General features: G+C 70.1%; 20 protein-coding genes and 1 pseudogene. 11 read left to right on the top strand and 10 right to left on the bottom strand.

Annotation, left to right across the window (positions count from 1 at the left end; genetic code table 11):
- Window positions 1-81: 81 nt before the first annotated feature.
- On the bottom strand, window positions 82-2,139 hold the full coding sequence (locus AB0H78_RS05850; RefSeq protein WP_363232996.1) for a phosphocholine-specific phospholipase C: 2,058 nt from the start codon (window positions 2,137-2,139) through the stop codon (window positions 82-84).
- A 126-nt stretch (window positions 2,140-2,265) separates the two neighbouring features.
- Window positions 2,266-2,817, bottom strand: coding sequence for a GNAT family N-acetyltransferase (locus AB0H78_RS05845; protein ID WP_363232995.1), 552 nt, complete (start codon window positions 2,815-2,817; stop codon window positions 2,266-2,268).
- Window positions 2,818-2,980: 163 nt separating this feature from the next.
- On the opposite strand from AB0H78_RS05845, the gene AB0H78_RS05840 reads away from it, so the two are divergent.
- Complete coding sequence (locus AB0H78_RS05840) at window positions 2,981-4,369, top strand: NADP-dependent succinic semialdehyde dehydrogenase (RefSeq protein WP_363232994.1); 1,389 nt, start codon at window positions 2,981-2,983, stop codon at window positions 4,367-4,369.
- A 4-nt stretch (window positions 4,370-4,373) separates the two neighbouring features.
- Here the strand turns inward: AB0H78_RS05840 and AB0H78_RS05835 are convergent, their stop codons facing one another.
- A complete protein-coding gene (locus tag AB0H78_RS05835; protein ID WP_363232993.1) occupies window positions 4,374-5,180 on the bottom strand; it encodes a helix-turn-helix transcriptional regulator in 807 nt (268 codons plus the stop codon).
- Window positions 5,181-5,231: 51 nt separating this feature from the next.
- Between AB0H78_RS05835 and AB0H78_RS05830 the strand changes: the two genes are divergently transcribed.
- Window positions 5,232-5,537: a 4a-hydroxytetrahydrobiopterin dehydratase gene (locus AB0H78_RS05830; RefSeq protein WP_363232992.1), complete on the top strand. Its 306-nt coding sequence runs from the start codon at window positions 5,232-5,234 to the stop codon at window positions 5,535-5,537.
- Between the two features lie 14 nt (window positions 5,538-5,551).
- Window positions 5,552-6,283: a class I SAM-dependent methyltransferase gene (locus AB0H78_RS05825; RefSeq protein ID WP_363232991.1), complete on the top strand. Its 732-nt coding sequence runs from the start codon at window positions 5,552-5,554 to the stop codon at window positions 6,281-6,283.
- Here the strand turns inward: AB0H78_RS05825 and AB0H78_RS05820 are convergent.
- Complete coding sequence (locus AB0H78_RS05820) at window positions 6,267-6,722, bottom strand: hypothetical protein (RefSeq protein WP_363232990.1); 456 nt, start codon at window positions 6,720-6,722, stop codon at window positions 6,267-6,269. The genes AB0H78_RS05825 and AB0H78_RS05820 overlap by 17 nt on opposite strands.
- Complete coding sequence (locus AB0H78_RS05815; RefSeq protein ID WP_363232989.1) at window positions 6,719-7,204, bottom strand: hypothetical protein; 486 nt, start codon at window positions 7,202-7,204, stop codon at window positions 6,719-6,721. Before AB0H78_RS05815 ends, AB0H78_RS05820 begins: the two co-directional genes overlap by 4 nt.
- 39 nt (window positions 7,205-7,243) lie before the next feature.
- Here AB0H78_RS05815 and AB0H78_RS05810 point away from each other — a divergent pair, with 39 nt between their 5' ends.
- A complete protein-coding gene (locus AB0H78_RS05810) occupies window positions 7,244-8,173 on the top strand; it encodes a YafY family protein (protein ID WP_363232988.1) in 930 nt (309 codons plus the stop codon).
- On the opposite strand, the gene AB0H78_RS05805 is transcribed toward AB0H78_RS05810, so the two are convergent.
- Entirely contained in the window at window positions 8,161-9,015 is an 855-nt protein-coding gene (locus tag AB0H78_RS05805) for an NmrA family transcriptional regulator (protein WP_363232987.1), read from the bottom strand. The genes AB0H78_RS05810 and AB0H78_RS05805 overlap by 13 nt on opposite strands.
- Before the next feature lie 82 nt (window positions 9,016-9,097).
- Between AB0H78_RS05805 and AB0H78_RS05800 the strand changes: the two genes are divergently transcribed.
- Window positions 9,098-10,030: an AraC family transcriptional regulator gene (locus tag AB0H78_RS05800; RefSeq protein WP_363232986.1), complete on the top strand. Its 933-nt coding sequence runs from the start codon at window positions 9,098-9,100 to the stop codon at window positions 10,028-10,030.
- A 60-nt stretch (window positions 10,031-10,090) separates the two neighbouring features.
- Here the strand turns inward: AB0H78_RS05800 and AB0H78_RS05795 are convergent, their stop codons facing one another.
- Window positions 10,091-10,927 (bottom strand): aldo/keto reductase, encoded by an 837-nt coding sequence (locus AB0H78_RS05795; protein ID WP_363232985.1) that lies wholly within the window; start codon window positions 10,925-10,927, stop codon window positions 10,091-10,093.
- Window positions 10,928-11,213: 286 nt separating this feature from the next.
- Between AB0H78_RS05795 and AB0H78_RS05790 the strand changes: the two genes are divergently transcribed.
- The 6 genes and pseudogenes from AB0H78_RS05790 (at window position 11,214) to AB0H78_RS05765 (ending at window position 19,744) form a co-directional block, all read left to right on the top strand.
- Window positions 11,214-12,443, top strand: coding sequence for a glycoside hydrolase family 88 protein (locus AB0H78_RS05790; RefSeq protein ID WP_363232984.1), 1,230 nt, complete (start codon window positions 11,214-11,216; stop codon window positions 12,441-12,443).
- A pseudogene (locus AB0H78_RS05785) lies at window positions 12,440-13,205 on the top strand (Tat pathway signal sequence domain protein); the annotation flags it as partial. The gene AB0H78_RS05790 and the pseudogene AB0H78_RS05785, both read left to right, overlap by 4 nt.
- A complete protein-coding gene (locus tag AB0H78_RS05780; RefSeq protein ID WP_363233431.1) occupies window positions 13,185-13,595 on the top strand; it encodes a carbohydrate-binding protein in 411 nt (136 codons plus the stop codon). The pseudogene AB0H78_RS05785 and the gene AB0H78_RS05780, both read left to right, overlap by 21 nt.
- A 196-nt stretch (window positions 13,596-13,791) precedes the next feature.
- Complete coding sequence (locus tag AB0H78_RS05775) at window positions 13,792-15,174, top strand: CBM35 domain-containing protein (protein ID WP_363232983.1); 1,383 nt, start codon at window positions 13,792-13,794, stop codon at window positions 15,172-15,174.
- Window positions 15,175-15,209: 35 nt separating this feature from the next.
- Window positions 15,210-17,273: a glycosyl hydrolase family 8 gene (locus AB0H78_RS05770; RefSeq protein WP_363232982.1), complete on the top strand. Its 2,064-nt coding sequence runs from the start codon at window positions 15,210-15,212 to the stop codon at window positions 17,271-17,273.
- A 35-nt stretch (window positions 17,274-17,308) separates the two neighbouring features.
- Window positions 17,309-19,744: a PQQ-dependent sugar dehydrogenase gene (locus tag AB0H78_RS05765; protein WP_363232981.1), complete on the top strand. Its 2,436-nt coding sequence runs from the start codon at window positions 17,309-17,311 to the stop codon at window positions 19,742-19,744.
- Here AB0H78_RS05765 and AB0H78_RS05760 read toward each other — a convergent pair.
- The 3 genes from AB0H78_RS05760 to AB0H78_RS05750 are packed head-to-tail and all read right to left on the bottom strand — an operon-like array spanning window position 19,737 to window position 24,442.
- Window positions 19,737-20,465, bottom strand: a complete 729-nt coding sequence (locus tag AB0H78_RS05760; RefSeq protein ID WP_363232980.1) for an ABC transporter ATP-binding protein — start codon at window positions 20,463-20,465, stop codon at window positions 19,737-19,739. The genes AB0H78_RS05765 and AB0H78_RS05760 overlap by 8 nt on opposite strands.
- Window positions 20,462-23,155, bottom strand: coding sequence for an ATP-binding cassette domain-containing protein (locus AB0H78_RS05755; RefSeq protein WP_363232979.1), 2,694 nt, complete (start codon window positions 23,153-23,155; stop codon window positions 20,462-20,464). Before AB0H78_RS05755 ends, AB0H78_RS05760 begins: the two co-directional genes overlap by 4 nt.
- Before the next feature lie 18 nt (window positions 23,156-23,173).
- Window positions 23,174-24,442, bottom strand: a complete 1,269-nt coding sequence (locus tag AB0H78_RS05750; RefSeq protein ID WP_363232978.1) for an ABC transporter substrate-binding protein — start codon at window positions 24,440-24,442, stop codon at window positions 23,174-23,176.
- Between the last annotated feature and the right edge of the window lie 6 nt (window positions 24,443-24,448).

Below are 24,448 nucleotides of genomic sequence, written 5' to 3'. Positions count from 1 at the left end.
GGCGACGATCGGCAAAGGCTGCACTGGTGACCGTTGTCAACACCAGTAACAGGGCTCTGACCTGCTGTTTTCTCTCGGCGGTCAGCTGGTGGCGATCGCCGGGTCGCTGACGCCGGGTGCTCCGTTCTCGACGTGGCCGGCCAGCCGGCGCAGGAAGCCTGCGTCCTTGTCGGAGACGACGCTCACGTCGTACCAGCGGGCGGTGCGGCTCAGATCCACCGTACGGACGACCTTGCCGCCCGCGGGCACCGAGACGGTCTGCGACGCCCCGCCGTAAGCGTTGGTGATCTTGAGGCTGACGGCGGCGGTGCCCGCGTTCGTCAGGGTCAGCTCGACATTGCCGCTCGCGGCGATGTGGCGTGCCTTCACCTCGGGTCCCGCCGTGGAGCCGGGGCCCTTGAAGGTGCGCAGGAAGCCGTTCGGGCCGTGCGCGGTCAGGTCGTAGCTCCCCTTGGAGTAGGCGGCGTTCCAGGTGTCCGAGATCGTCTTTCCGGCCTCGGCGGTGTACGTCCACGGGCCGTCCGTGCGGTTGGCCGAGGTGACGTAGAAGTGTGCGCCGGCCGCGGTGCCGCCGCTGAAGGTGAGCGTGAAGCGGCCGGTCGAGGGGGTAGCCGCGCCGTCCACCAGCGGGGCGTACCGCAGCGGACGCGAGGGGCGCGAGCCGCGCTCCTGCTTGGGCAGGGAGGGGCTGGCCGGCGGCTTCGGTACGTAGCTGGGGTGGCGCACCTTGTCCGGCGGCTCGTAGGCGTCGGTGTCCGGCAGGGTGGCGGGCGTGGTGTTGCGGCGGCTGAAGTCGAAGGCGGAGGTGAGGTCGCCGCAGATGGCACGGCGCCAGGGCGAGATGTTCGGCTCGCCGACGCCGAAGCGCTTCTCCATGAAGCGGATGATCGAGGTGTGGTCGAAGGTCTCCGAGCAGACGTAGCCGCCGGTGGACCAGGGGGAGACGACGGTCATCGGGACGCGCTGGCCGAGGCCGTAGGGGCCCGCCGCGTAGCTCACGTTGCCCGGGAAGTAGTCGAGCGTGGTGTCGACCGTCGAGAGGCCCTGGTTGGCGGATGCGGGCGCGTACGGCGGGACGACGTGGTCGAAGTAGCCGTCGTTCTCGTCGTAGGTGATGAACAGGGCCGTCTTGCTCCACACCTCGGGATTGGAGGTGAGTGCGTCCAGGACCTGGGAGACGTACCAGGCGCCGTAGTTGGCGGGCCAGTTGGGGTGCTCGGAGAAGGCCTCGGGGGCGGCGATCCAGGAGATCTTCGGGAGCTTCCCGGCCTTTACGTCGGCCTTGAGCACGTCGAAGTAGCCGTCGCCCGCCTTGGCGTTCGTGCCCGTACGCGCCTTCTCGTAGAGCGCGTCACCGGGCTTGGCGTTGCGGTACTTGTTGAAGTAGAGCAGGGAGTTGTCGCCGTAGTTCCCGCGGTACGCGTCGTCGATCCAGCCCCAGGATCCGGCCGCGTCCAGACCGTCGCCGATGTCCTGGTAGATCTTCCAGGAGACCCCGGCCGCCTCCAGGCGCTCGGGGTACGTCGTCCAGTCGTAGCCCGCCTCCTGGTTGCCGAGGACCGGGCCGCCGTTCTTGCCGTCGTTGCCGACGAAGCCCGACCACATGTAGTAGCGGTTGGGGTCGGTCGCGCCGATGAACGAGCAGTGGTAGTCGTCGCACACCGTGAACTTGTCGGCGAGCGCGTAGTGGAACGGAATGTCCTCGCGCGTCAGATGGGCCATCGTGCCGGCCGACTTGGCGGGTATCCACTGGTCGTACCTGCCGCCGTTGAACGCCCGGTGGCCGCCCGCCCAGTCGTGGTCGAGGCCCGCGATGAACTGCATGCCGAGGTCCTCGGCGTCCGGGTGGTACGGCAGCACGTCGGCGACGCCGTTCGACTGGTTCCAGACCGGCTTGCCGCTGGGCAGCGTGACGGGCCGGGGGTCCCCGAAGCCGCGTACGCCCTTCATCGCACCGAAGTAGTGGTCGAAGGAGCGGTTCTCCTGCATCAGCACGACGATGTGCTCGACGTCCTTGATGGAGCCCGTGGTCCGCGTGGCAGGGATCGCGGCGGCACGGTCGATGGAGCCGGAGAGAGCGGTGAAGCCCGCAGTACCGCCCGCGATCTGAAGGAAGCGACGCCGATTCAGCTCTGACATGTGTGGGGGCCTCTTGAGGTGTGAGGGGGAACAGTGGCTAGCGGAATGTTCCAAGAGCATCGAGAGGAAGGGAAGGGGGCGTGTCGGCTGTATTACGGCGCGGGGTATGCATCACGAACAGCCGCGTCACAGGCGGGTATCGGTGCCCAGCAGCGAGTGGACGATCATGTCCCGCCGCTCCCCGTCGATCTCCTGCCAGCTCCGCAGCAGCCCCTCGCGCCGGAAACCGGCCCGCTCGGCGGTGCGCAGCGACGCCGCGTTCCACGGCTCCACATGCAGTTCGACGCGCGGGATCCGCAGCTCGTCCAGCGCCCAGGCGGCGACCGCCGCGAGCGCGGCGCCGGCGGCGCCCCTGCCACGCGCGGACTCCACGGTCCAGTAGCCGATCGACGCCCGGCCCTGGCCGAGATCCCGCAGCCAGAGGCCGACCGAACCCACGGGCCTGCCGTCGTCACCCACGACGACGAACGGGTACCCGCTGCCCGTGGCCGCCCGCTCCCACTGCCGCTCCACGAAGGCGGTGCCCTCCTCGTCGGAGTACGGCGAGGGCACGGTGGTGACCAGCGGGATGTATGGGTCCCGCGCCGCCTCGCGTACGAGGTCCAGGTCCGTGAGCGCCCACGGCCGGAGCAGATGCCCGCGGGCGTCGAGTTCGGGAACGTCGAGAGGGTGGTCCATCCGGGCCATCCTGCCCGGTCGGACACCGGGCCGTCGGCGCGGGAGGCGGCGGGCGCGTCGCATGAAACGCCCTGCGAGGGGCACGCGACCAGACCTGCCCGCGTTTGCGTGCCCGTGCCGGGCGCGGGAGGGTCGGAGAAGCGAGTGCGAGGAGGAGTTCCCGATGGCCATCGCTACGGTCAACCCCGCGAACGGCGAGACGCTGCTGACATTCGATGCGCTGGGGCCCGAGGAGACCGAGAAGCGGCTCACCACCGCGGCAGCGGCCTTCCGGACCTATCGCAACACCGGCTTCGACGAGCGGGCGCGGCTCCTTGAGCGGGCCGCCGACCTCCTCGACCAGGACCGGGACGAGATCGCCCGCACGATGACCACCGAGATGGGCAAGCCCGTGGCGGCGGCCCGCGCGGAGGCGGCGAAGTGTGCGAAGACGATGCGCTGGTACGCCTCCCACGCCGAGGAGCTGCTCGCCGACGAACTGCCGTCGAAGGCCGACGTGAAGGACGCCGGCGCCTCCCGCGCCTACACCCGCTACCGGCCGCTGGGCGTGGTGCTGGCCGTGATGCCGTGGAACTTCCCGCTCTGGCAGGTCGTACGGTTCGCCGCCCCGGCCCTCATGGCGGGCAACGTGGGCCTGCTCAAGCACGCGTCGAACGTCCCGCAGACCGCCCTCTACCTGGAGGGGCTGTTCCAGCGGGCCGGCTTCCCCGACGGCTGCTTCCAGACCCTGCTGGTCGGCTCCGGCGCCATCGAGGAGATCCTGCGCGACCCCCGGGTGGCGGCGGCGACCCTCACCGGCAGTGAGCCCGCCGGACGCTCGGTCGCCGCGATCGCGGGGGACGAGGTGAAGCGGACCGTCCTGGAGCTGGGCGGCAGCGACCCCTATCTCGTGATGCCGTCGGCCGACGTCGAGAAGGCCGCCGACACCGCGGTCACCGCACGTGTACAGAACAACGGCCAGTCGTGCATCGCGGCCAAACGCTTCATCGTGCACGCGGACGTCTACGAGGCCTTCGTGGAGCGGTTCACCGGCGGGATGGCCGCACTGACCGTCGGCGACCCGATGGAGGAAGGGACCGACGTGGGCCCGATCGCCACCGAGCAGGGCCGCGCCGACCTGGAGGAGCTCGTCGACGACGCCGTACGCCTCGGAGCGAGCGTGCTCTGCGGTGCGGAGCGGCCCAAGGGGCTCGACCTCGGCTGGTACTACGCACCGACCGTGCTCGCCGGGATCACCCCGCAGATGCGCATCTACGCGGAGGAGACCTTCGGCCCCGTGGCGACGGTCCATCGCGTCCACAGCATCGACGAGGCGATCGTCGTCGCCAACGACACGCCGTTCGGGCTGAGTTCGAACGTCTGGACACGGGACGAGGCGGAGACCGAGCGCTTCATACGGGACCTGGACGCCGGCGGAGTCTTCTTCAACGGCATGACCGCCTCACATCCCGCTCTGCCTTTCGGCGGCACCAAGCGCTCCGGGTACGGGCGCGAGCTCGCCGCTCACGGGATCCGCGAGTTCTGCAACATCACCACCGTCTGGCACGGCTAGCCGGTCAGCCGCCCGGCGACTGAAGGTACTTGACGGTCGCCGGGTCCGCCGGGAGGAACGTCTCGATGGCCAGCTCGGCGACCGTCACGTCCATCGGGGTGTTGAACGTCGAGATGGACGAGATGAACGACAGCGCATGTCCCTCGTGTTCGATGCGCAACGGCAGCGCGAAGTACGGGTAGGGGTCCGGGTCCTCGCGGTCGTCGGGGCCCGTGGGCTCCGGGAGCGGATAGGCGGACACCTCCTCGTACAGCTCCCGCAGCGGCTGTGAGCGGGCCAGCGCGATCTGGCGCTCCATCTGGTGCAGCAGATGCCCGCGCCACTCGCGCAGGTTGAGGATCTTGGGGGCCAGGCCCTCGGGGTGGAGGGTCAGGCGCATCGCGTTCAGCGGCGGTGCGAGGAGGTGTTCCGGTACGCCGTCCAGGAGCATCGCGATGCCGCGATTGGCCGCGACCACCGTGTACGTACCGTCCACCACCAGCGCCGGGTACGGCTCGTATCCGGTCAGCAGCCGCTCGATCCCCTCGCGCAGGGCCCCCATGGACGGGTCGTCGAGTGCGGTCTGGGCGTACTGCGGTGCATAACCCGCGGCCAGCAGAAGGGAGTTGCGCTCGCGGACCGGGATGTCCAAGTGCTCGGCGAGGCGCAGGATGAGCTCTTCGCTCGGGCGGGAGCGGCCCGTCTCGATGAAGCTGATGTGGCGCGCGGAGGAATCGGCGCGCAGCGCCAGTTCCAGCTGGCTCACCTTGCGCTGTTCGCGCCAGCCGCGCAGCAGCGGCCCCAGTCCCGTGCCGGTCGCAACAGTCGTCATAACGACTACCGTAAAGGGCACGCACGTCAGCACGCGGAGAAAGGACCGGCCGTGCCCACACAGCCTTTGTCGCAGAAGGAGATCGAGGACCGGCTGCGCGAGCTGCCCGGCTGGTCCCTCCAGGGCGACCGCATCGCCCGCACCTACCAGCTCTCCACCCATTTCGGTGCCACCGCGATGGTGGTCCATGTGGCGCAGATCCAGGAGGAGTTGGACCACCACTCCGACCTCACCCTCGGCTACAACACCCTCTCTCTGACCGTGCACACGCACGATGCGGGAGGTGCCGTCACCGAGAAGGACTTCGCCCTGGCGCAAAGGGTCGAGGCGATCGCTTCCGCGCACAGCGCAGTCTGAGCGATCATGGGGGCATGCTGGACTACGACATTCAGGCCGCCCACTACGACGCGACGCGCGGCGGCGTGCCCCGCGCCGAGGCCGCGGCGCAGGCCGTCCTGCGCCTGATCCCCGACGGCGCGCACACCCTGCTCGACATCGCGTGCGGCACGGGGATCGTGACCGAGCGCCTGCACCGGCCGGGACTGCGGGTGCTGGGTGCGGACGCCTCGTACGGCATGGCCCGCAAGGCCGCCGACCGGGTGCCGGGTGCGGTCGTGATCGGCGACGTACGCCGACTGCCGTTCCCTGATGCCTCGTTGGACGCGGTCAGCGCGGTGTGGCTGCTGCATCTGGTGCCGGAGGCCGAGGCGGTGGTGGCCGAGGCCGCGCGGGTGCTGCGGCCCGGCGGGGTGTTCGTCACCACCGTCGACAAGGACGCGGGGCACGACGTCGGGTGCGACATCGACGCCGTGCTGGCGCCGTACCAGACGACGGCGGCTTTCGACCGGGGCGACCGGATCGAGGCGTACGGAGCCGCGGCCGGGCTCTTCCCCGCAGAGCAGACGTACTTTCCGGGATGCGGTCAGGGCCGCTCCCCGCGGCGCACGGCCGAGGCGATGCTCGCCGGCCAGTACACCTCGCGGCTCAGCGCCCGCGGCGCCGAGGCCGAGGCGCTCGCGGAGCGGCTCATCGCACTCCCCGACCCGGACGCGCCGCGCCCCGACCCGGTCTTCCGGCTTGTCGCGCTCAGGCGCGCCGCGTGAACTCCATGATCCAGTTGGTGACCCAGGTCTTCTCGCCGTCCACGGAGAAGGCCTGCTCCCAGCGGGCGGTGGTCTCCGAGATCCCCGACCAGATGAAGCGCGCCCTGATCTCCTTGCCGTCATGGGTGTCGTCGCCGTAGAACTCGCCCCGTCCGTCCTCGGTGAACCGCCCCGTCACCGGCGGGAAGAGCGTGCCGGTGCGCTTGCTCGCCCAGTACAGCGACCACTCCTTGCGCTCGGTGTCGAACAGCCGCAGCGTGAGGCCCGCGAAGCCCTTCGTCGGGAAGTCGATCTCGTCGAAGTTGGCGCCGCCGTCGAAATGGCGGCTCCCGTGGGACGTGGCAGGGAACTCCTCCCATGCGCCGGCCTCGTCGAGGAAGTCCGTACGCCAGCGGTTGGCGACGTCCCAGTCGCCGACGAGGAAGTCGAAGTCGTTCATGAGCGGTCTCCAGTGGTGCCGGCGGGAAGGGAATCTGCGAGATAGGCGTCGAGGTCGGGGCGGTCGGGGGCGAGCATGTGCCGTACCCAGGCGTCGCGTTCATGGACGAGCGGCGGCAGCTCCCACACACAGCCGATCCAGGACCGCTCGCGGTCGAGCCTGATGAAGTGGGCGGGGTCGAGGTCGGGGCAGTCGAGCTCCGGCTGCCCGGCCGCCGCCCCGCCGAAGTGCAGGACGTTGTCCCACACCCAGCTGTACGCATTGAGGTACGCGCCGGTGTCGCCGCCCCGGTGCACCACCACGAAGGTCGCCGGGGGAGTGGTGTCGGGCGGCGGGAGCAGCTCGGGGAGCACCGCGTACGCGGCCTTCTCCACCTCCGGCTCGATGCCCGCCGGGTTCGCGGTGACGTGGTAGCGCTTGATGCGGCGGCCCGCCACCTCGATGGGCGGGAGCACGGTCAGGAACTTCTCTGCGAAAGCCATGAGTGGAAGGTAGGACCCCTTCACTGACATCCTGTGTCAGTGAAGTCCAGCCGACTTGTCTCGATCCTTCTGCTGCTCCAGACCCGGGGGCGGATGACCGCCGCCCAGCTCGCCGACGAGCTGGAGGTGTCGGTCCGTACCGTCTACCGCGATGTCGAGGCGCTGCACGCCGCGGGCGTCCCGCTGTACGGGGACGCGGGGCACGCCGGCGGCTACCAGGTCCTGGCGGGCTACCGTACGAAACTGACCGGCCTCAACACCGGCGAGGCCGAAGCCCTCTTCCTCTCCGGCATCCCGGGCCCCGCCGCCGAGCTCGGCCTCGGCTCGGTCCTCGCCGCCGCCCAGCTGAAGCTGAGGGCCGCGCTCCCGGCCGAGCTGCGCGGGCACGTCGACCGTATGCAGTCGCGGTTCCATCTGGATGCGCCCGGCTGGTACGCGAAGGACGAGCCCGTGCCGTTCCTCCAGGACGTCGCCGACGCCGTCTGGAACGGCCGGGTCATCGACGTCCGCTACCGCCGCTGGAAGGAGCCGACCGAGGTCGACCGGCGCCTGGAGCCGTACGGCCTGGTGCTCAAGGCAGGGCGCTGGTATGTGATCGCGGGGCCCTGGCCGCGCACCTTCCGCGTCGACCAGATCCTGCAACTCACCCCACGGGACGAGCGGTTCACCGTCCCCGATGAGTTCGATCTGGCCGCCTACTGGCAGCAGTACCAGGAGGACTTCCGGGCGCGGCTCCAGCGCGGGGAGGCCGTCGTACGGATCACGGAGCGCGCCGCCGAGGCGCTCTCCGTCGTCTGGGCGCCGGGGGCCGACAGCCGTACGACCGCCACCGTGCCCATCGAGTCCCTCGACCACGCCCACGGCGAATTCCTCAAACTGGGCGCGGACATCGAGGTCATGGAACCCGCGGAGCTGCGCGACCGCCTCGCAGGGACGGCCGCGCAGCTCGCCGCGCTCTACGCCTCCTGAGCGCCCTCGCTGTCCCAGGCCCCCGAAGCCGCCGCGTCGCGGGCGAACTCCGTGAAGTCCCGCGGCTCCCGGCCGAGGACCCGCTTGACCCCGTCGGTCGTCGCCGCGTTGTGCCCGTCGAGCAGCGTCGTGAACAGCCCGGCCAGCCACTCCGCCTCGCCGCCCGGCATGCCGTACTCCTGGAGCGCGTGCGCGTACTCCTCCTCGGAGACCGGCACGTACCCGACCTCACGCCCCGTCGCGCGCCCGATCTCCGCCACGACCTCCGCGAAGGTCAGCAGCCGCGGTCCCGTCACCTCGTGCACGAGCCCCGTGTGTCCCTCCTCGGTGAGCGCCGCCACGATCACGTCGGCCAGATCGTCGGCGTCGATCCACGGCTCGGCCGTGTCACCGCCGGGGAAGGCGACCTCGCCGGCGAGCACGCCCTCGATCATGGGGCCTTCGCTGAAGTTCTGGGCGAAGAACGCGGCCCGTACGACAGTGAGTTGGGGGTACGACTCCCGCAGCGCACTCTCCGCCCTGGCCGCCTCGGGCTCACCGCGCCCCGAAAGCAGCACCAGCCTCCCCACTCCCGCCGCGAGCGCGATCCGCCCCAGACTCCGCATCGCCGCATCCGCGCCGGGGGCCGCGAGGTCGGGGTAGTACGCCACGAAGGCCGCGTCCGCGCCCTGGAGCGCCGGACCCCAACTCCCCTCGTCCTCCCAGTCGAAGCGGACCGCACCCTGCCGCGAACCGGCAAGCACCCGCACCCCGCGCGCGGCGAGCCGCTCGCTCACCCGGCGACCGGTCTTCCCGGTCGCGCTCGTCACCAACACCGTCTCCTGCTGCGTGTTCTTCGTCATGCGTCCAGCTTGGCCGCCCGCCCGCGCCGATCCCATGTCCCAGAGACGCACCCCCATGTGCGTGCGTCTACGCTTCCTGCCCATGGACGCACTCGCCGGACTTCTGGACGGACCGAGGGCCCGGGGGGCCTTTCTGCTGCGCATGGTGATGGAGCCGCCCTGGTCGGTACGGATCGAGGACGAGGCACCGCTCTGCCTGATGACCATGGCCCGCGGCGAGGCCTGGGTGATACCCGGGACCGGCGAGGCCGTACGGCTGCGCCCCGGCGACGTCGCCGTCGCGCGCGGCCCCGCCCCGTACACCGTGGCCTGCGCGCCGGACGCCGAGCCCAGCTGGCTGATCGGCCCCGGCGGGACGTGCTCCACGCTGCGCGGGGAGCCGCTCTCGGTCTCGATGGACCTGGGGGTGCGGACCTGGGGCAACGCCCCCGACGGCTCGGCCACCATGCTGGTGGGCACCTATCTGATGGGCGGTGAGCTCACCCGCAGGCTCCTCGACGCGCTCCCCGGTCTCCTGCTCCTGCCCGCGGAGGTGTGGAACTCCTCCCTGATGCCGCTGCTCGACGAGGAGATCTCCCGGGACGAGCCGGGCCAGAGCGTGGTCCTCGACCGGCTGCTCGACCTGCTCCTGATCGCGGTGCTGCGCTCCTGGTTCTCCCGGCCGCAGGCCGAGGCCCCCGCCTGGTACCGGGCGATGGGCGACCCGGTGGTCGGCCAGGCGCTGCGGCTGATGCAGGACGATCCCGCACACCCGTGGACGGTGGCGCTGCTGGCCACGAAGACGGGGGTGTCGAGGGCCCAACTCGCGCGCAGATTCAGTGAGTTGGTGAGTGAGCCGCCGATGTCGTACCTCACCGGATGGCGGCTCGCCCTGGCGGCGGACCAGCTCCGTACGACGGACGCGACGATCGAGGCGGTTGCCAGGAAGGTGGGCTACAGCGGTTCGTTCGCGCTGAGCGCCGCCTTCAAACGGGTGCGCGGCATCAGCCCGCAGGAGCACCGCGCGCAGGGCTGAACGACGAGACGCCGCCCGGCTGTTGGGCCGGACGGCGTTCGGGGCGGGCGGGTGCTGTGATCAGCTGCCGAGGTTGAACTCGGCCGGGTCGGGCCCCAGACGCTTGCCCTCGTCGAGCGCGGTGATCGCGGCGAGGTCGTCGGCGTCGAGCTCGAAGCCGAAGACGTCGAAGTTCTCCTGGATCCGGGACGGGGTCACGGACTTGGGGATCACGACGTTGCCGATCTGCAGGTGCCAGCGCAGGACGACCTGGGCCGGGGTGCGGTCGTGCTTCCGGGCGATCGCGACGATCGTCGGGACCTCCAGGAGGCCCTTGCCCTGACCCAGCGGCGACCACGCCTCGGTGGCGATGCCGTGCTGGGCGTGCAGGGCGCGCAGGGCGGACTGCTGGAGCTGGGGGTGCAGCTCGATCTGGTTCACGGCCGGCACCACGGAGGTCTCGCCGATCAGGCGCTCCAGGTGGTCCGCGGGGAAGTTCGAGACACCGATGGCCTTGGCGCGGCCGTCCGCGTAGATCTTCTCGAAGGCCTTGTACGTGTCCACGTACGCGTCCTTGGCCGGGACCGGCCAGTGGATCAGGTACAGGTCGACATGGTCGAGGCCGAGCTTGGCGAGGGAGTCGTCGAAGGCGCGGAGGGTCGAGTCGTAGCCCTGCTCGGTGTTCCACAGCTTGGTGGTGACGAAGAGCTCGTCACGGGCGATCCCGGAGGAGGCGATGGCCTTGCCGGTGCCCTCCTCGTTGCCGTAGATCGCCGCGGTGTCGATGGAGCGGTAACCCGCCTCGAGTGCTGTGCCGACGGCCTTCGTGGCCTCGTCGTCGGCAACCTGCCAGACACCGAAGCCGAGCTGGGGCATCTGAACGCCGTTGTTGAGGGTGATGAAGGGGACCTTGCTCACGAGCGGTCGGTTCCTTACGTCGTCGTCGGTTGGTACTCCCATGGTCAACGAAGATGCGGATCCGCGCATTCCCCTCGTGTGGCAGTCCTGTGCAGGTCCCGACATTGGCGCGATACAGCTCCGACCTTCTTGGTGCGAACCATTGACCGTGTACCAACAAGACGCAACCCTATGGCAGATAGCTGAACGCGGTACACCCTTGTGAACAACCGCGCTTGGCCGAGCCCCTCAAATGCACCACATCGCTCGCTCCTGAACCCCGACCTCGGGAAGGCAGGCTCTGTCCATGTGGAATGCCCCCAATACATCGGATGAAAGTCCGGGACGGCCACGGCGGGGCGCTCCGTGCGCGCTGCTGCTGGCCGGAGTCCTCGCCGGCACGGGACTGGCCGCGCCCCACGCGGCCTCCGCGCATCCCGCCGGGCCGCAGGCCCGATGGAGCGTCCCGGCCGCCGCCACCGACTGGTCGACGGCGATGGTCGACTCCACGACGGCCCGCTACACGCCGACCACCATCGGCAGCTGGTCGTACCCGGTCGGCCTCTACCTCTACGGCCAGTACCTCACCTACAAGCGGACCCACAAGCCGGCGTACCTCTCGTACATCAAGAGCTACGTCGACCGCTTCGTGGACGCGAACGGTGTCATCAACCAGTCCTTCAACAGCCTCGACTCGATGCAGGCCGGGCGGCTCCTGGTGATCCTCCACCACGAGTCCGGCGACCCGCGCTACGCCACCGCGGCCAAGACCATCCGCGACCGCCTCAAGACCTACCCGCGCACCGCGGACGGCGGTTTCTGGCACGCCGACACCAGCAGCCGGGCCCACCAGCTCTGGGCCGACGGCGTCTACATGGTCAATCCCTTCCTCGTCGAGTACGGCAAGGAGTTCCACGACTCCGCGTACACCAACGACGAGGCGGCCAAGCAACTCGCCGTGTACGGAAGCCACTTGCAGGTCTCCGGCGGTCTCCTCAAGCACGCCTGGGACGAGTCGCGCACGGCGGCCTGGTCCGATCCGACGACCGGCCTCGCGCCCGAACACTGGTGCCGCGCCGTCGGCTGGTACTCGATGGCGATCGTCAACGTCCTCGACGCGATCCCGGCCGACGCCCCGCGCAGGCCCCAGCTCCTGACGATCCTGCGCAATCTGGCCGCCGGCCTGGAGCGGACCCAGGACCCGGTCACCGGCCGCTGGTTCCAGGTCATGGACAAGGGCGACCGCAGCGACAACTGGACCGAGACGTCCTGCTCCTCGATGTTCACCTACGCGCTCTCCCGGGGCGCCCAGCAGGGCTACGTCGACCAGCGCTACGCGACCGTCGCCCAACGCGGCTACCAGGGAGTGCTCGCCAAGCTGTCCCTCGGTGCGGACGGCCGTACCAGCCTCAGCGACATCACCGTCGGCACCAACGTCGGCGACTACGCGTACTACGTCGCCCGCACCCGGGCCACCAACGACTTCCACGGCCTCGGCGCCTTCCTGATCATGAACGAGCAGATGAGGACTCGATGAACCCGGTCAACGGCCATCACCCCACCCGAAGAACGGTTCTCGGCGCGGCACTCGGCGGCGCGGCAGCGGCGGCGGGACTGCCGCTCCCCGCGCACGCGGCCACCGCGCCTGGCGCCGCTTCCGCCGCCGGCGCCGGCGCGCTCGCCGTTTCCAGCTGGCAGCAGCGCTGGGCGCCGTCCGCCGCCGTCGACGGCCTCGCCGCCTTCGAGTCGATCGAGGACGACCGCGCCGACTCGCATCCCGCCGGGCAGCCGCACATCTTCACCGAAGGTGCCAACTATCGCTGGAACATGCACATGGTCGACCGGGACACCTCGACCGACCGTCAGCGCCAGGAGGTCACCGGGATGCGTACCCCGGCGGGCGGCCCCTACCTCCAGTGGACCGCAGGGCAGACCTGGCGCACCACCTACTCGATGTACATCCCTGGCTCGCTCAAGGCGACGACCCCAGACCATCGAGCTCCAACTCCCCATCGCCGGAGTGCTGGTGGGCCGTACCAGTCTGGATCCGCTGCACGACCGGTGGACGGACGTCGACTTCACCATCCGTGTGGGCGACGGTACGTCGGGAATGGTCCGCTGGGTGCTGCGCGACAGTACGGGAGCGACCCTCGTCGACGTCACCAAGAACGGCGTCGACACCCTCATCACGGAACGCACCCGTCCCAAGTGGGGCATCTACCGCTCGCTGGGTGACACCTCGGGCTCGCTCCAGGACACCTATCTGCTGACCACCGCCATGCGCGGCTATCAGCTGGTCTCCGGTGCGTCGGGCGTCTACCAGGCGGAGGAGGCGCGGATCTCGCAGGGGGTCGTGGAGTCCGACCACACCGGGTTCAACGGCAGCGGATTCGTCAACTACACGAATATCTCCGGCAGTTACGTCGAGTGGAATGTCGAGTCCGCGGCCGCCGCCAGTGCGACGCTCGGTCTGCGGTACGCCAACGGCACCACCGCCAACCGCCCCATGGACATCACGGTCAACGGCACGGTCGTCTCCGCGGGGCGCGCCTTCAATCCCACGGCCGACTGGGACACCTGGGCCACCAGCTCCCTCGCCATCCCTCTGAAGTCCGGGACGAACATCATCCGCGCGACCGCCACCACTGCGGGCGGCGGACCCAACGTCGACCAGATCACCATCAGTTGAGGTAGGGGGCGCGCGGGCCGGCGGGGCGACGGGCAGTGGCCGTCGCCCTCCTGGCGCTGCCGTGAAATATCCCAACACGACTGAATGGCCGGTCAGTTGAGTTTGCCGGGGCCATTGACAACCGTGGGCCGAGGCGCTGCTATGCAGGGATGGTTAGGAACCTTTCCTAACGGTGACTCAGAGAGGCCCCATCCACGTGCAAACGACCCTGCGTCCCCGGCTCCTGGCTGCCGTGCTCGCCACGGCGCTCGGCCTGGCGGCGCTGCTCGGCGCCGCCCGTACCGCATCGGCGGCCACGACCCGCTACGAGGCCGAGAGCGCCACGCTCTCGCAGGCCGCCACGGCCACGAACCACACCGGCTACTCGGGCAGCGGCTTCGTCGACTACACCAACATCGCCGGCGGCTACATCGAGTGGACGGTGAACGCTGCGGCCGCGGGCAGCGGGGATATCACCCTGCGGTACGCCAACGGCACCACCGTCAACCGCCCCATGGACATCTCCGTCAACGGCACCCCGATAGTCACGGGCAAGGCCTTCAATGGAACGGGGTCCTGGGACACCTGGGTCTCGACCAAACTCACCGCGACGCTGAAGGCCGGCGCCAACACCGTCCGGGCCACCGCCACCACCGCCAACGGCGGCCCCAATGTGGACTATCTGGATGTCGCCCCGCAGGCCGCGACCGGGCCGGGCGCGATGGCCGCAGCCCCGTACGAATACCTCGGGTGGGGCAATCCGCAGAAGCCTACGGATGTCATGACCGCGACAGGAGTGAAGTGGTTCACGCTCGCCTTCATCCTCTCCGACGGCACCTGCAACCCCAAGTGGGACGGCGACCGCGCGCTGACCGGCGGCACCGATGAGGCCGCGATCAATTCCATCCGGGGTGCGGGCGGCGACGTCGTCATCTCGGTCGGCGGCTGGAGCGGCAACAAGCTCGGCGAGAAGTGTTCCAGCGCTTCGGCGCTCGCCGGGGCGTACCAGAAGGTGATCTCCGCCTACCACCTCAAGGCGCTCGACATCGACATCGAGGACACCGAGTTCACCAACGGCACCGTCCGCCAGCGGGTGGTCGACGCCCTGAAGACCGTCAAGGCCAACAACCCGGGTCTCGTCACCTACGTCACGATGGGCACCACCCCGACCGGCCCCGACTCCACGGGCACGGACCTGATCAAGAAGGGTGCGGCAGCCGGGCTGGCCAATGACGGCTGGGTCATCATGCCGTTCGACTTCGGCGGCCACAGTGGCACCATGGGCCAGGCCACCACAGCCGCACTCGACGGCCTGAAGGCCGCGGTCAAGTCGGCGTACGGCTACTCGGACGACACGGCCTACCGCCACATCGGGGTCTCCTCGATGAACGGCAAGACCGACGAGTCCGACGAGACGGTCACGGCGGCGGACTTCCGCACGATCCTCGCGTACGCGCAGACGCACCACATCGCGCGCTTCGCCTTCTGGTCGGTCAACCGGGACCGCGCGTGCGGCTCGGGCACCGACGGCGACGCCTGCAGCGGGGTGGCGCAGTCGCCGTACGACTTCACCAAGATCGTCGTCCAGTACCAGGGCTGACCCTTGGGCTGATGGACCATCAGGAGAGGATGATCATGCACAGATCCAGATCCAGATCCAGTTCCAGATCTCGATTCAGGCACCCCGCGGTCTTCGGCACGGCGGCCGCGGTCGCCCTCCTCGGACTCGCCGCACTCTCGCCCGACGCACACGCCGCCACCACCCGCTACGAGGCGGAGAACGCGGTGATCTCCTCGGGCGCGGTGGCAACGAATCACCTCAACTACTCCGGCACGGGCTTCGTGGACACCACCAACGCCGCAGGTGTGTATGTGGAGTTCACGGTGAACTCCGCGACCGCCGGCACCGCGAACCTCCGGCTGCGCTACGCGAACGGCACCACCGCCGACCGCACCGCCGGCATCGCGGTCAACGGCACGACCGTCTCCGCCGCCCGCTCCTTCCCGGCCACGGCGAACTGGGACACCTGGGCCGACTCCACGCTCTCCATACCGGTCAAGGCGGGCGGCAACACCGTCCGGCTCACCGCGACGACCGCGGGCGGCCTCGCCAACCTGGACTACGCCGACCTCGACGCCCCGGCCGTCTCCGCCGACTACCAGGCCGAAGACGCCGTCGTCGGCCAGGGCGCCATCGCCACGAACCACCTCGGCTACACCGGCACAGGATTCGTCGACTACACCAACGTCGCAGGTTCGTCGGTGGAGTTCACGGTCGACGCGAGCGCGTCCGGCCAGGCCGGGCTGATCTTCCGGTACGCCAACGGCACGGCCGCCGACCGTCCGATGGACATCTCCGTCAACGGCACGGTCGTCGCCCCGGCCGCCTCCTTCCCGGCCACCGCCGACTGGGACACCTGGGCCACCAAGACGGTCAACGCCTCGCTCAACTCCGGTACGAACACGATCCGGGCCACCGCCTCGACGGCAGGCGGCGGCCCCAACCTCGACAAGCTCACCCTGGGGGCTCCGGCGACGGGCGGAAGCGGCCCCGCCGTGCCCTTCGGCAGCCACCAATTCCCGTACACCGCCGGGATATTGAAGCCAAGCGGCACCCAGTCCGCGCTCGACCAGGCCGTCATCGCCAAGTACAACGCCTGGAAGTCCGCCTTCGTGAAGCAGAACTGCGGCAACGGCTGGTACGAGACCATCTCGCCCGACGCCGACCACCCCTATGTCGCCGAGGGCCAGGGCTACGGCATGGTCGTCACCGCGACCATGGCCGGCGCCGACCCCAACGCCAAAACCGTCTTCGACGGCATGGTCAAGTACGTGCTCGCCCACCCCTCCGTGCACAACTCCAACCTCCTCGCCGCCGAGCAGGACTCCTCTTGCAAGAGCGTGGACGGCAGCGACTCGGCGACCGACGGCGACATGGACGTGGCATACGGGCTGCTGCTCGCCGACAAGCAGTGGGGCAGCACCGGCACGTACAACTACAAGGACCTGGCCGTCCGCCACATCAACGCGATCAAGTCCAACGAGATCAACTCCTCGACGCATCTGCTGCTGCTCGGCGACTGGTCGACCTCCGGCGACCAGTACTACAACATCTCCCGCTCCTCGGACTGGATGATCGACCACTTCCGCGCCTTCCGGCGTGCGACGGGCGACACCGCCTGGGACACCATCCGCACCGCCCACCAGAGCCTGATCACCTCCCAGCAGGCGAAGTACGCGTCATCCACCGGGCTCCTCGCCGACTTCGTCGTCAACACCAACACCACCCCCGTACCCGCCCCGGGCCAGGTCCTCGAGAGCCCCAACGACGGCGACTACGGCTGGAACGCCTGCCGCGACCCCTGGCGGATCGGCACCGACGCCGTCACCAGCGGCGATCCCGCCTCGCTCGCATCGGCCCGCAAGCTCAACTCCTGGATCAAGTCCAAGACGGGCTCCAACCCGGGCAGCATCGTCACCGGCTACCACCTCTCGGGCACGGCCTTCGACACCGGCCACGACATGGCGTTCACCGCGCCGTTCGTCGTCACCGCCATGACCGACCCCGGCTCCCAGGCCTGGCTCGACGCGCTCTGGACCAAGCTCGCCGGCACCGCGATCGACCCCTCGCTCTACTACGGCGGCAGCGTCCAGTTCCAGTCCATGATCGTCGCCTCCGGAAACTACTGGGTGCCGTAATGCCGACCCCCGATCCCCTCACCAAGGAGGGCCCCATGCGGTCCGCACGAACCAGAGCGGTGGCGGCGGCGGCCGTCGCCATGCTCCTCGCCTGGCTGGTCCAGGCGGTCCCCGCGAGCGCGGCCGCCACGCGCTACGAGGCGGAGAGCGCCTCGATCTCCTCGGGCGCGGTGGCCACCAACCACCTCAACTACTCCGGCACCGGCTTTGTGGACACCACCAACGCCACTGATGTGTATGTGGAGTTCACCGTGAACGCGGCGACCGCCGGCACGGCCACGATCTCCATCGGCTACGCCAACGGCACCACGGCCGACCGCCCCGCCGATGTCGCGGTCAACGGTGCGAACGTCTCCGCGGGCCGCTCCTTCCCCCCGACCGCCGACTGGGACACCTGGGCCGTCTCCACCCTGACCGCCCCCGTCACCGCGGGCAGCAACAAGATCCGGCTCACGGCGACCACGGCCACCGGCCTGGCCAACATCGACTACGTGGACTTCGGGGTCGCCGCCCCGGCCGGCACCGCCTACCAGGCCGAGGACGCCACCGTCGGCCAGGGCACCGTGGCCACGAACCACCTGGGCTACACCGGCACCGGGTTCGTGGACTACACCAACATCACCGGCAGTTACGTCGAGTTCAACGTCAGCGCCGCCACGGCGGGCAGCGCCTCGCTCGCCCTGCGGTACGCGAACGGCACCGCGGCCGACCGCCCGATGGACATCTCCGTCAACGGCACGGTCGTCGCCCCGGCCGTCTCCTTCCCGGCCACCGCCGACTGGGACACCTGGGCCACCAAGACCGTCAACGCGAACCTCGTCGTCGGTGCGAACAAGATCCGCGCGACCGCCACCACAGCGGGCGGCGGCCCCAACCTCGACAAGCTCACCGCCGGCACGGCCGCCGACACCCAGGCCCCCACCCAGCCCGGCACGACCAGCTGCACCGGGGTCACCGAGGACTCGATCACCTTCAACTGGGCTGCGTCCACGGACAATGTGGGCGTCGCCGCGTACGACATCTATGAGCACGGCAACAAGCTCGCCGAGGCCCCCGGCACCGCCACCGGCAAGACCCTGACGGGGCTCACCGCCAACACCACGTACAACCTCACCGCGATCGCCCGCGACGCCTCCGGCAACACCTCCCCGGCGTCCGTGGCAATCGACTGCACCACGCTCGCCAGCTCCGACACCACCGCACCGTCCGCCCCCGGCACCCTCACCACCAGCGGCCTCACCGCCAACAGCGTCACCCTCAGCTGGGGTGCGGCGACGGACAACAAGGCCGTGACCGCGTACGAGGTGCGCAGTGGCGCCACCGTCTACAAGACGGTCACCGGCACCCCGCCCGCGACCACCACGACCCTCACCGGACTCGCCTGCAACAGTCCCTACACCCTGACCGTGGTCGCCAAGGACCAGGCGGGCAACGTCTCGGCACCCAGCAACGCCGTCACCTTCACCACCCCCACCTGCTCGTCCGACGGCGGAGTGCCCTCGTCGATCTCGACGCTCTCCAGCGGCTGGACGATCCCCTGGGGCACGTACTGGATGCCCGACTCCTCCAGTGCCCTGGTGACCGAGCGGGACAGCTTCAAGGTCTTCAAGGTCACCCCGGCCGGCGCCAGGACCCAGGTCGGCACCGTCCCGAACGTCGTCACCACCGACGGCGAGGGCGGGCTGCTCGGGGTCGCCGTGGACCCGAACTGGTCCACCAACCACTACGTCTACTTCATGCACACCGCGTCCGAAGGCAACCGCATCGCGCGGATGACCTACGACGGCACCACCCTGACCGGGTACAAGAGCCTGCTCCAGGGCATCAAGAAGAACCGCTACCACAACGGCGGACGCCTGCTCTTCGGCCCCGACGGCTACCTCTACGCCTCCACCGGCGAGGCCCAGACCCCCGACCTCGCGCAGGACAAGGCCTCGCTCAACGGCAAGATCCTTCGCCTGACGACCGCGGGCCAGCCGGCCCCCGGAAACCCCTTCGGCACCTACGTCTACAGCTACGGCCACCGCAACCCGCAGGGCCTGGCCTTCGACCGCAACGGCCGCCTCTGGGAGGCGGAGTTCGGCGACAGCAAGTTCGACGAGCTCAACCTCATCAAGCCGGGCGCCAACTACGGCTGGCCCACCTGCGAAGGCACCTGCTCCACCTCGGGCATGACCAACCCCAAGAAGACCTGGGCCGTCTCCGAGGCCTCGCCCAGCGGCATCGCGATCGTCCGCAACGTCATCTACATGGCGTCCCTGCGCGGCGAACGCCTCTGGCAGATCCCGATCTCGGGCGACACCGAGAACGTCGGCACCCCGGCCGCGTACTACGTCGGCACCTACGGCCGGCTGCGCACCGTCACCAAGGTGCCCGGCCAGGACGCGCTCTGGCTCTCCACCACCAACTGCGACAACAACGGAAAGGAACCGGCGGGCTCGGACAAGATCTTCAAGGTCGCGATCAAGTAGCGCTCCCGAGATAGGCGTCGCGGACGGCGGGATTCTTCCGTACGTCCGCGGCGTCGCCCTCGGCGAGCACCGTCCCGAGATCGAGAACGACGACGCGGCTGCAGAGCTCCATCACGAAGGCGACGTTGTGCTCGACGAGCAGCACCGCGCACCCCTCCTCGTCGGCCAGATGCCGTACGACGGCCGCGAGTTGGGCCCGCTCCTCGCCGGACATCCCCGAGGCCGGCTCGTCCAGGAGGAGCACCCGGGGAGGGTCGGCGAGAGCGCGCGCCAGCTCCGCCATCCTGGCCTGGCCGACGGGCAGCACGCCCGCGTACGTACCGGCGAGCGCGTCCAGACCGCACTCGCGCAGTACGGTCGCCGCCCGCGACCGGCGACCAGCCGTCTTCCGCCGCCCGCCGCGCCACTCCTGCGCGACGAGGAGATTGTCCGCAAGGCTCAACTGGCCGAAGAGCTGCTGGCGTTGGAAGGTGCGGCGGATGCCGTGTCTGGCCCGCCAGACGGGGGAGCGGCGGCTGATGTCGGCGCCGTCGAGCAGGACGCGCCCGTCGTCGGGCCTGCGGATCCCCGACACCACGTCGAACAGGGTGGTCTTTCCGGCCCCGTTGGGCCCGATCAGCCCGCACACCTCGCCACGGCGCACCCCGAGGTCGACGCCGTCCAGGGCGCGTACGCCCCCGAACCGCACGCCGACCCCCGTGGCCTCCAGCAGATGGCTCATACGGTCTTCGCCCCCACTCCCAGATAAGCCTCGGTCAGCCGGTCGTCCTCCACCTCGGCGCGCGGCCCGCACCAGGAGACCCGCCCCTGCGCGAGATACGCCACGGTGTCCGCGATCCCGAGCACCTCGGCGGCCTTCTCCTCGACCAGGAGCAGCGCGCTCCCGCGGTCCCTCAACTCCGTGAGCAGAGCGAACACTTCGTCGACGACGCGCGGGGCCAGACCCAGCGAGGGCTCGTCGGCGATGAGGACCGCTGGAGGCCGCTGGAGGAGCGGGGCGAGCGCGAGCAGCTGCTGCTCACCACCGGAGAGCGAGCCGGCGGTGACGCCGCGGCGGTTGGCCAGGGCGGGGAAGCGGTCGTAGACCGCGTCGCGTCCCTCCCTGTCCTCGACGTACAGCGCGAGGTTCTCCTCAATGGAGAGCCCGGGGAAGATCCCGCGCCCCTCCGGCGCCAGGACGACCCCGCCGCGCGAGCGGCGCACGGGTCCCTCGCCGGTGACGTCCCTGCTGCCCGCGTACACCGTCCCGGCCGAGGGTTTCAGTGCCCCGGCGGCGACCCGGCATGTGGTCGACTTCCCGGCCCCGTTGGGCCCGAGCAGCGCCAGGATCTCCCCGGGCCGTACGGACAGATCGACGCCGTGCAGGACGGTGGAGCCCTCGTACCCGGCGCGGACGCCCCGCAGCTCCAGCGCGGCCTCCGTGGCGGGCCCGGCCGCCTCGTTCGCGACCGGCCGGCGCGGCGAGGGCGCCGGCTCCGGGGCCTCGTCCGGGAGGGCCGCGGCCGCCGCCCGCCTGCGGTGCCACCGTGCGGACACCGCCGCGCAGTACCCGTCCGGATCGTTGGCCAGTGCCAGCCCCGCGAGCCCGAAGAGGATCACCGGGAGATGCGCCGAGGACGTCACGTACTCCGTCATCAGATGCGGTACGAGCGCGAACACCAGCCCCGCCACCACCGCGAACTGCGGCCTGCGCACCCCGGCGGCCACCACCACCGCGAGCCAGATCAGCCCCGACATCGCGGTGAAGTCGGTAGCGGTGATACGGGTGTTGTACGAGGCGTACATCACGCCCCCGAATCCGGCCAGCCCCGCCGACACCGTGAAGACCAGCAGCTTCGTGGCGATCACCGAGACCCCCGAGGCGAGCGCCGCCGCGGGAGCCGAGCGCACCGCCAGCATGGCCCGCCCGGCCCGCGAGTTCCGCAGCGCGCTCAGCGCGGCCACGGCGGCCGTCACCAGCACGACCAGCGCCACGCCCATCGCCCGGTCGTCGCCCAGATCCACCGGTCCGAAGACCGGACGCGGGATCTCCCACCCGGTGTCCCCGTTCCTCAACCACCGGAATTGGAACAGCACTTGGTCGGCGAGAAAGGCCAGCGCCAGCGTCGCGAGCGCCAGACTCCTGCCGCCCAGCCGCAGTGCGGGCAGCGCGACCACGGCCCCGAGGAGGGCCGCCACGCACGTTCCCACGGCGGCAGCGGCGATGAAGGGCCAGCCGTGGCTCATCAGCAGCCCGGCCACCAGCGCCGCCCCGGTCACAAAGGTGGCCTGCGCGAGCGAGACCATCGCGCCGAGCCCCGTCACCACGGTGAAGGAGACGAAGACCAGGGAGATCGTGAGCCCCTGGGCCAGGATTCCGCTCCAGAAGGGGGTGGTGACCGTATAGAACGCGGCAGCGAGCAGCACCGCACCCGCCGCCCACACACCCCACCTGCGCGCCCACGAGCGTCCTGCCAGATAGTCGACCGGCGGCGCGTCCACGGCTGCCGTGCCCGCGGCCCGCTGCCGCCGGGTCATGACTAGCAGCCCGGCGAAGAGGATCAGGAACGGGACCGCCGTACGGAAACCGGTGATGCTGTCGGCGAACGACGCGTACCCGGCGGTGAGATTCTGCAGAACGCCGAGCCCGAGACCGCCCGCGAAGGCCAGCGGCACCGACAGAAACCGCCCCAGCACGGCCGCCGTGGCCGATACGAACAGGAAGAGGGTGAAGTCCTGTGCGGAGAGCCCAAGGAGAGGTGTGGCGAGCACCCCCGCCAGACCGGCGAGCCCCGACGACAGCATCCACGCCACCGACGAGAGCCGGTCCGCGCTGATCCCGCGCAGTTCCACCAGCGACCGGTCGTCGACCGAGGCCCGCAGCCGGAGCCCCAGCCTCGTGTGCCGCATCAGCACCCACAGCCCCACGGCCACCACGGCCGTGGCGATCCAGGTGATGAGCTGGTCGGAGTCGATGCCGACCCCGTCCATCAGCTGCCAGGACTTCGCCGGGCTCGGCCCGACCCCCGGCAGCCCGAACTGGTTCTCCGCGGGGACCACGGAGGCGCCCGCGTCGTCCAGCAGTTCGACGGCCCACAGCCCGGCGGCCGGCAGCGCGACGAGCAGCCCGATCGTCGCCACGATCTGCGCGGTCTCGCCCACCCGGGCCAGTTTGCGGAACATCAGCCGGTCGAGCCCCCACCCGATCCCGGGCGCGACCACGAACACGATGAGCACCGCGGTCGGGACGGCGGGCCAGCCCAGCCCCGAGTGCAGTTCGTAGAAGCCGAGCGCACACAGATACGCCGTCGCGCCATGCGCGAAGTTGAAGAGCCCGGACGCGGAGTACGACAGCACGAGGCCGGTGGCCAGGAGCGCATAGAGCGCCCCCGACACCAGCCCGCTCAGTACGAAGCCCAGCAGATCACCCATGGCAGCCGGCCGTCCCCACTACTTGAAGGGAATCGCGGGATAGCACTTGAAGGGCGAAGTCACCTGGTACGCCCCGTCCTTGAGCTGCACCAGCGCCCCGCACCCGAAGCTCTCCTTCTGTCCCTTGGGTTCGCTGCGGTCGCCCACCAGCGTCCCGGTGTCGGAGAAGGAGGCGGCCGCCTGCTGGAAGGACTCGGCCGTCAGGTCCTTTCCGGCCTTCTTGGCGATCGAGAGGAAGAGATCCGCCGACATGTAGCCGGTCATCATGTGCATGTTCAGCGGGACGTCCTTGCCGCCCGCGGCCTTCTTGATGTCGTCCTTGAACTGCTGCATCGCCGGGGCGGTGGACTCGAAGGGCTCGAACTGCAGCAGTACCTGCACCCCGTCCAGCGCCTGCTTGGTCGCGTCCTTCGCGAGCAGCCCCGGGTCGTAGTCGGTCGGGTCGGAGATGACGCCCTTGTAGCCGGCCCGCTTGAGCGCCGTGAAGAGACCGATGTTGTACGGGGTCTGCATGACGGAGACCACCGCGTCGGGAGCCTTGCCGCCCGCGCCGCTGCGCAGGATCTCCTTGGTGTACGCCGACCAGTCGCTCGGCAGCGTCGTCGCGGGCACCGCGGCCTTGGCGTAACCCACCTTGAACCCGGCCGCCTTGAAGCCCTGGACGAAGGTCCGCACCCCGAACTTGCCCGCGTCGCTGTCATTGGCGATCAGCGCGACGCTCTTGCCCTTCGCCCCGCCCAGTACCTTCGAAAGCCCCTCGGGCCAGGTCTGGTTGAGTGTCCCGCCCGGCATCGGCACCAGGCAGCCGTTGAAGCCGTAGATGTGCTTCGGGCCGCAGAAGGACGGCAGCGTGCCCCAGCCGAAGGTCGGCACCTTCTGCTGGTCGAGGAAGTCGGAGCCCGCGAAGGTGATCGAACTCATCGGGGCGACGGCGAACACCTTGTCCTGCTGCACCAGTTTGCGTGCCGCGGCCAGGTTCTTCGACGGGTCCTGGCCGTCGTCCTCCGCGCCCAGATAGTCGATCTTCCGGCCGTTGATCCCGCCCTCCGCGTTGGCGCGCAGATAGCGTGCCTTCGCCCCGAGGTCGGTGTCCTTCTTGCTGTAGCCGCTCGCGGTCGTCATCGAGACGATCCCGCCGACCTTGATGGAGTCCGCGGTCACGCCGCGGACCGCGCTCCCTTTGCTGTCGGAGTTGCCGGAAGTGCCGTTCGTCGAGGCGGAGTTGCAGGCGGTGGCGAGCAGCAGCACGGCGGCGGCCGTGGCAGCGGTGCGGACGGAACGCAACACAGTGGG

Source organism: Streptomyces sp. NPDC050738, assembly GCF_040654175.1.
Lineage (GTDB): Bacteria > Actinomycetota > Actinomycetes > Streptomycetales > Streptomycetaceae > Streptomyces.
Note: the sequence above shows the minus strand (reverse complement) of the source record. Positions and strands in the feature narration are given on the sequence as shown.

What these genes read in the sequence shown, in the direction of transcription:
- AB0H78_RS05820 (WP_363232990.1), bottom strand. Translation starts at nt 6,722, where the DNA reads ATGAACGACTTCGACTTCCTCGTCGGCGACTGGGACGTCGCCAACCGC.
- AB0H78_RS05760 (WP_363232980.1), bottom strand. Translation starts at nt 20,465, where the DNA reads ATGAGCCATCTGCTGGAGGCCACGGGGGTCGGCGTGCGGTTCGGGGGC.
- AB0H78_RS05850 (WP_363232996.1), bottom strand. Translation starts at nt 2,139, where the DNA reads ATGTCAGAGCTGAATCGGCGTCGCTTCCTTCAGATCGCGGGCGGTACT.
- AB0H78_RS05845 (WP_363232995.1), bottom strand. Translation starts at nt 2,817, where the DNA reads ATGGACCACCCTCTCGACGTTCCCGAACTCGACGCCCGCGGGCATCTG.
- AB0H78_RS05780 (WP_363233431.1), top strand. Translation starts at nt 13,185, where the DNA reads ATGCGCGGCTATCAGCTGGTCTCCGGTGCGTCGGGCGTCTACCAGGCG.
- AB0H78_RS05815 (WP_363232989.1), bottom strand. Translation starts at nt 7,204, where the DNA reads ATGGCTTTCGCAGAGAAGTTCCTGACCGTGCTCCCGCCCATCGAGGTG.
- AB0H78_RS05805 (WP_363232987.1), bottom strand. Translation starts at nt 9,015, where the DNA reads ATGACGAAGAACACGCAGCAGGAGACGGTGTTGGTGACGAGCGCGACC.
- AB0H78_RS05770 (WP_363232982.1), top strand. Translation starts at nt 15,210, where the DNA reads ATGCACAGATCCAGATCCAGATCCAGTTCCAGATCTCGATTCAGGCAC.
- AB0H78_RS05765 (WP_363232981.1), top strand. Translation starts at nt 17,309, where the DNA reads ATGCGGTCCGCACGAACCAGAGCGGTGGCGGCGGCGGCCGTCGCCATG.
- AB0H78_RS05825 (WP_363232991.1), top strand. Translation starts at nt 5,552, where the DNA reads ATGCTGGACTACGACATTCAGGCCGCCCACTACGACGCGACGCGCGGC.
- AB0H78_RS05755 (WP_363232979.1), bottom strand. Translation starts at nt 23,155, where the DNA reads ATGGGTGATCTGCTGGGCTTCGTACTGAGCGGGCTGGTGTCGGGGGCG.
- AB0H78_RS05835 (WP_363232993.1), bottom strand. Translation starts at nt 5,180, where the DNA reads ATGACGACTGTTGCGACCGGCACGGGACTGGGGCCGCTGCTGCGCGGC.
- AB0H78_RS05790 (WP_363232984.1), top strand. Translation starts at nt 11,214, where the DNA reads ATGTGGAATGCCCCCAATACATCGGATGAAAGTCCGGGACGGCCACGG.
- AB0H78_RS05840 (WP_363232994.1), top strand. Translation starts at nt 2,981, where the DNA reads ATGGCCATCGCTACGGTCAACCCCGCGAACGGCGAGACGCTGCTGACA.
- AB0H78_RS05800 (WP_363232986.1), top strand. Translation starts at nt 9,098, where the DNA reads ATGGACGCACTCGCCGGACTTCTGGACGGACCGAGGGCCCGGGGGGCC.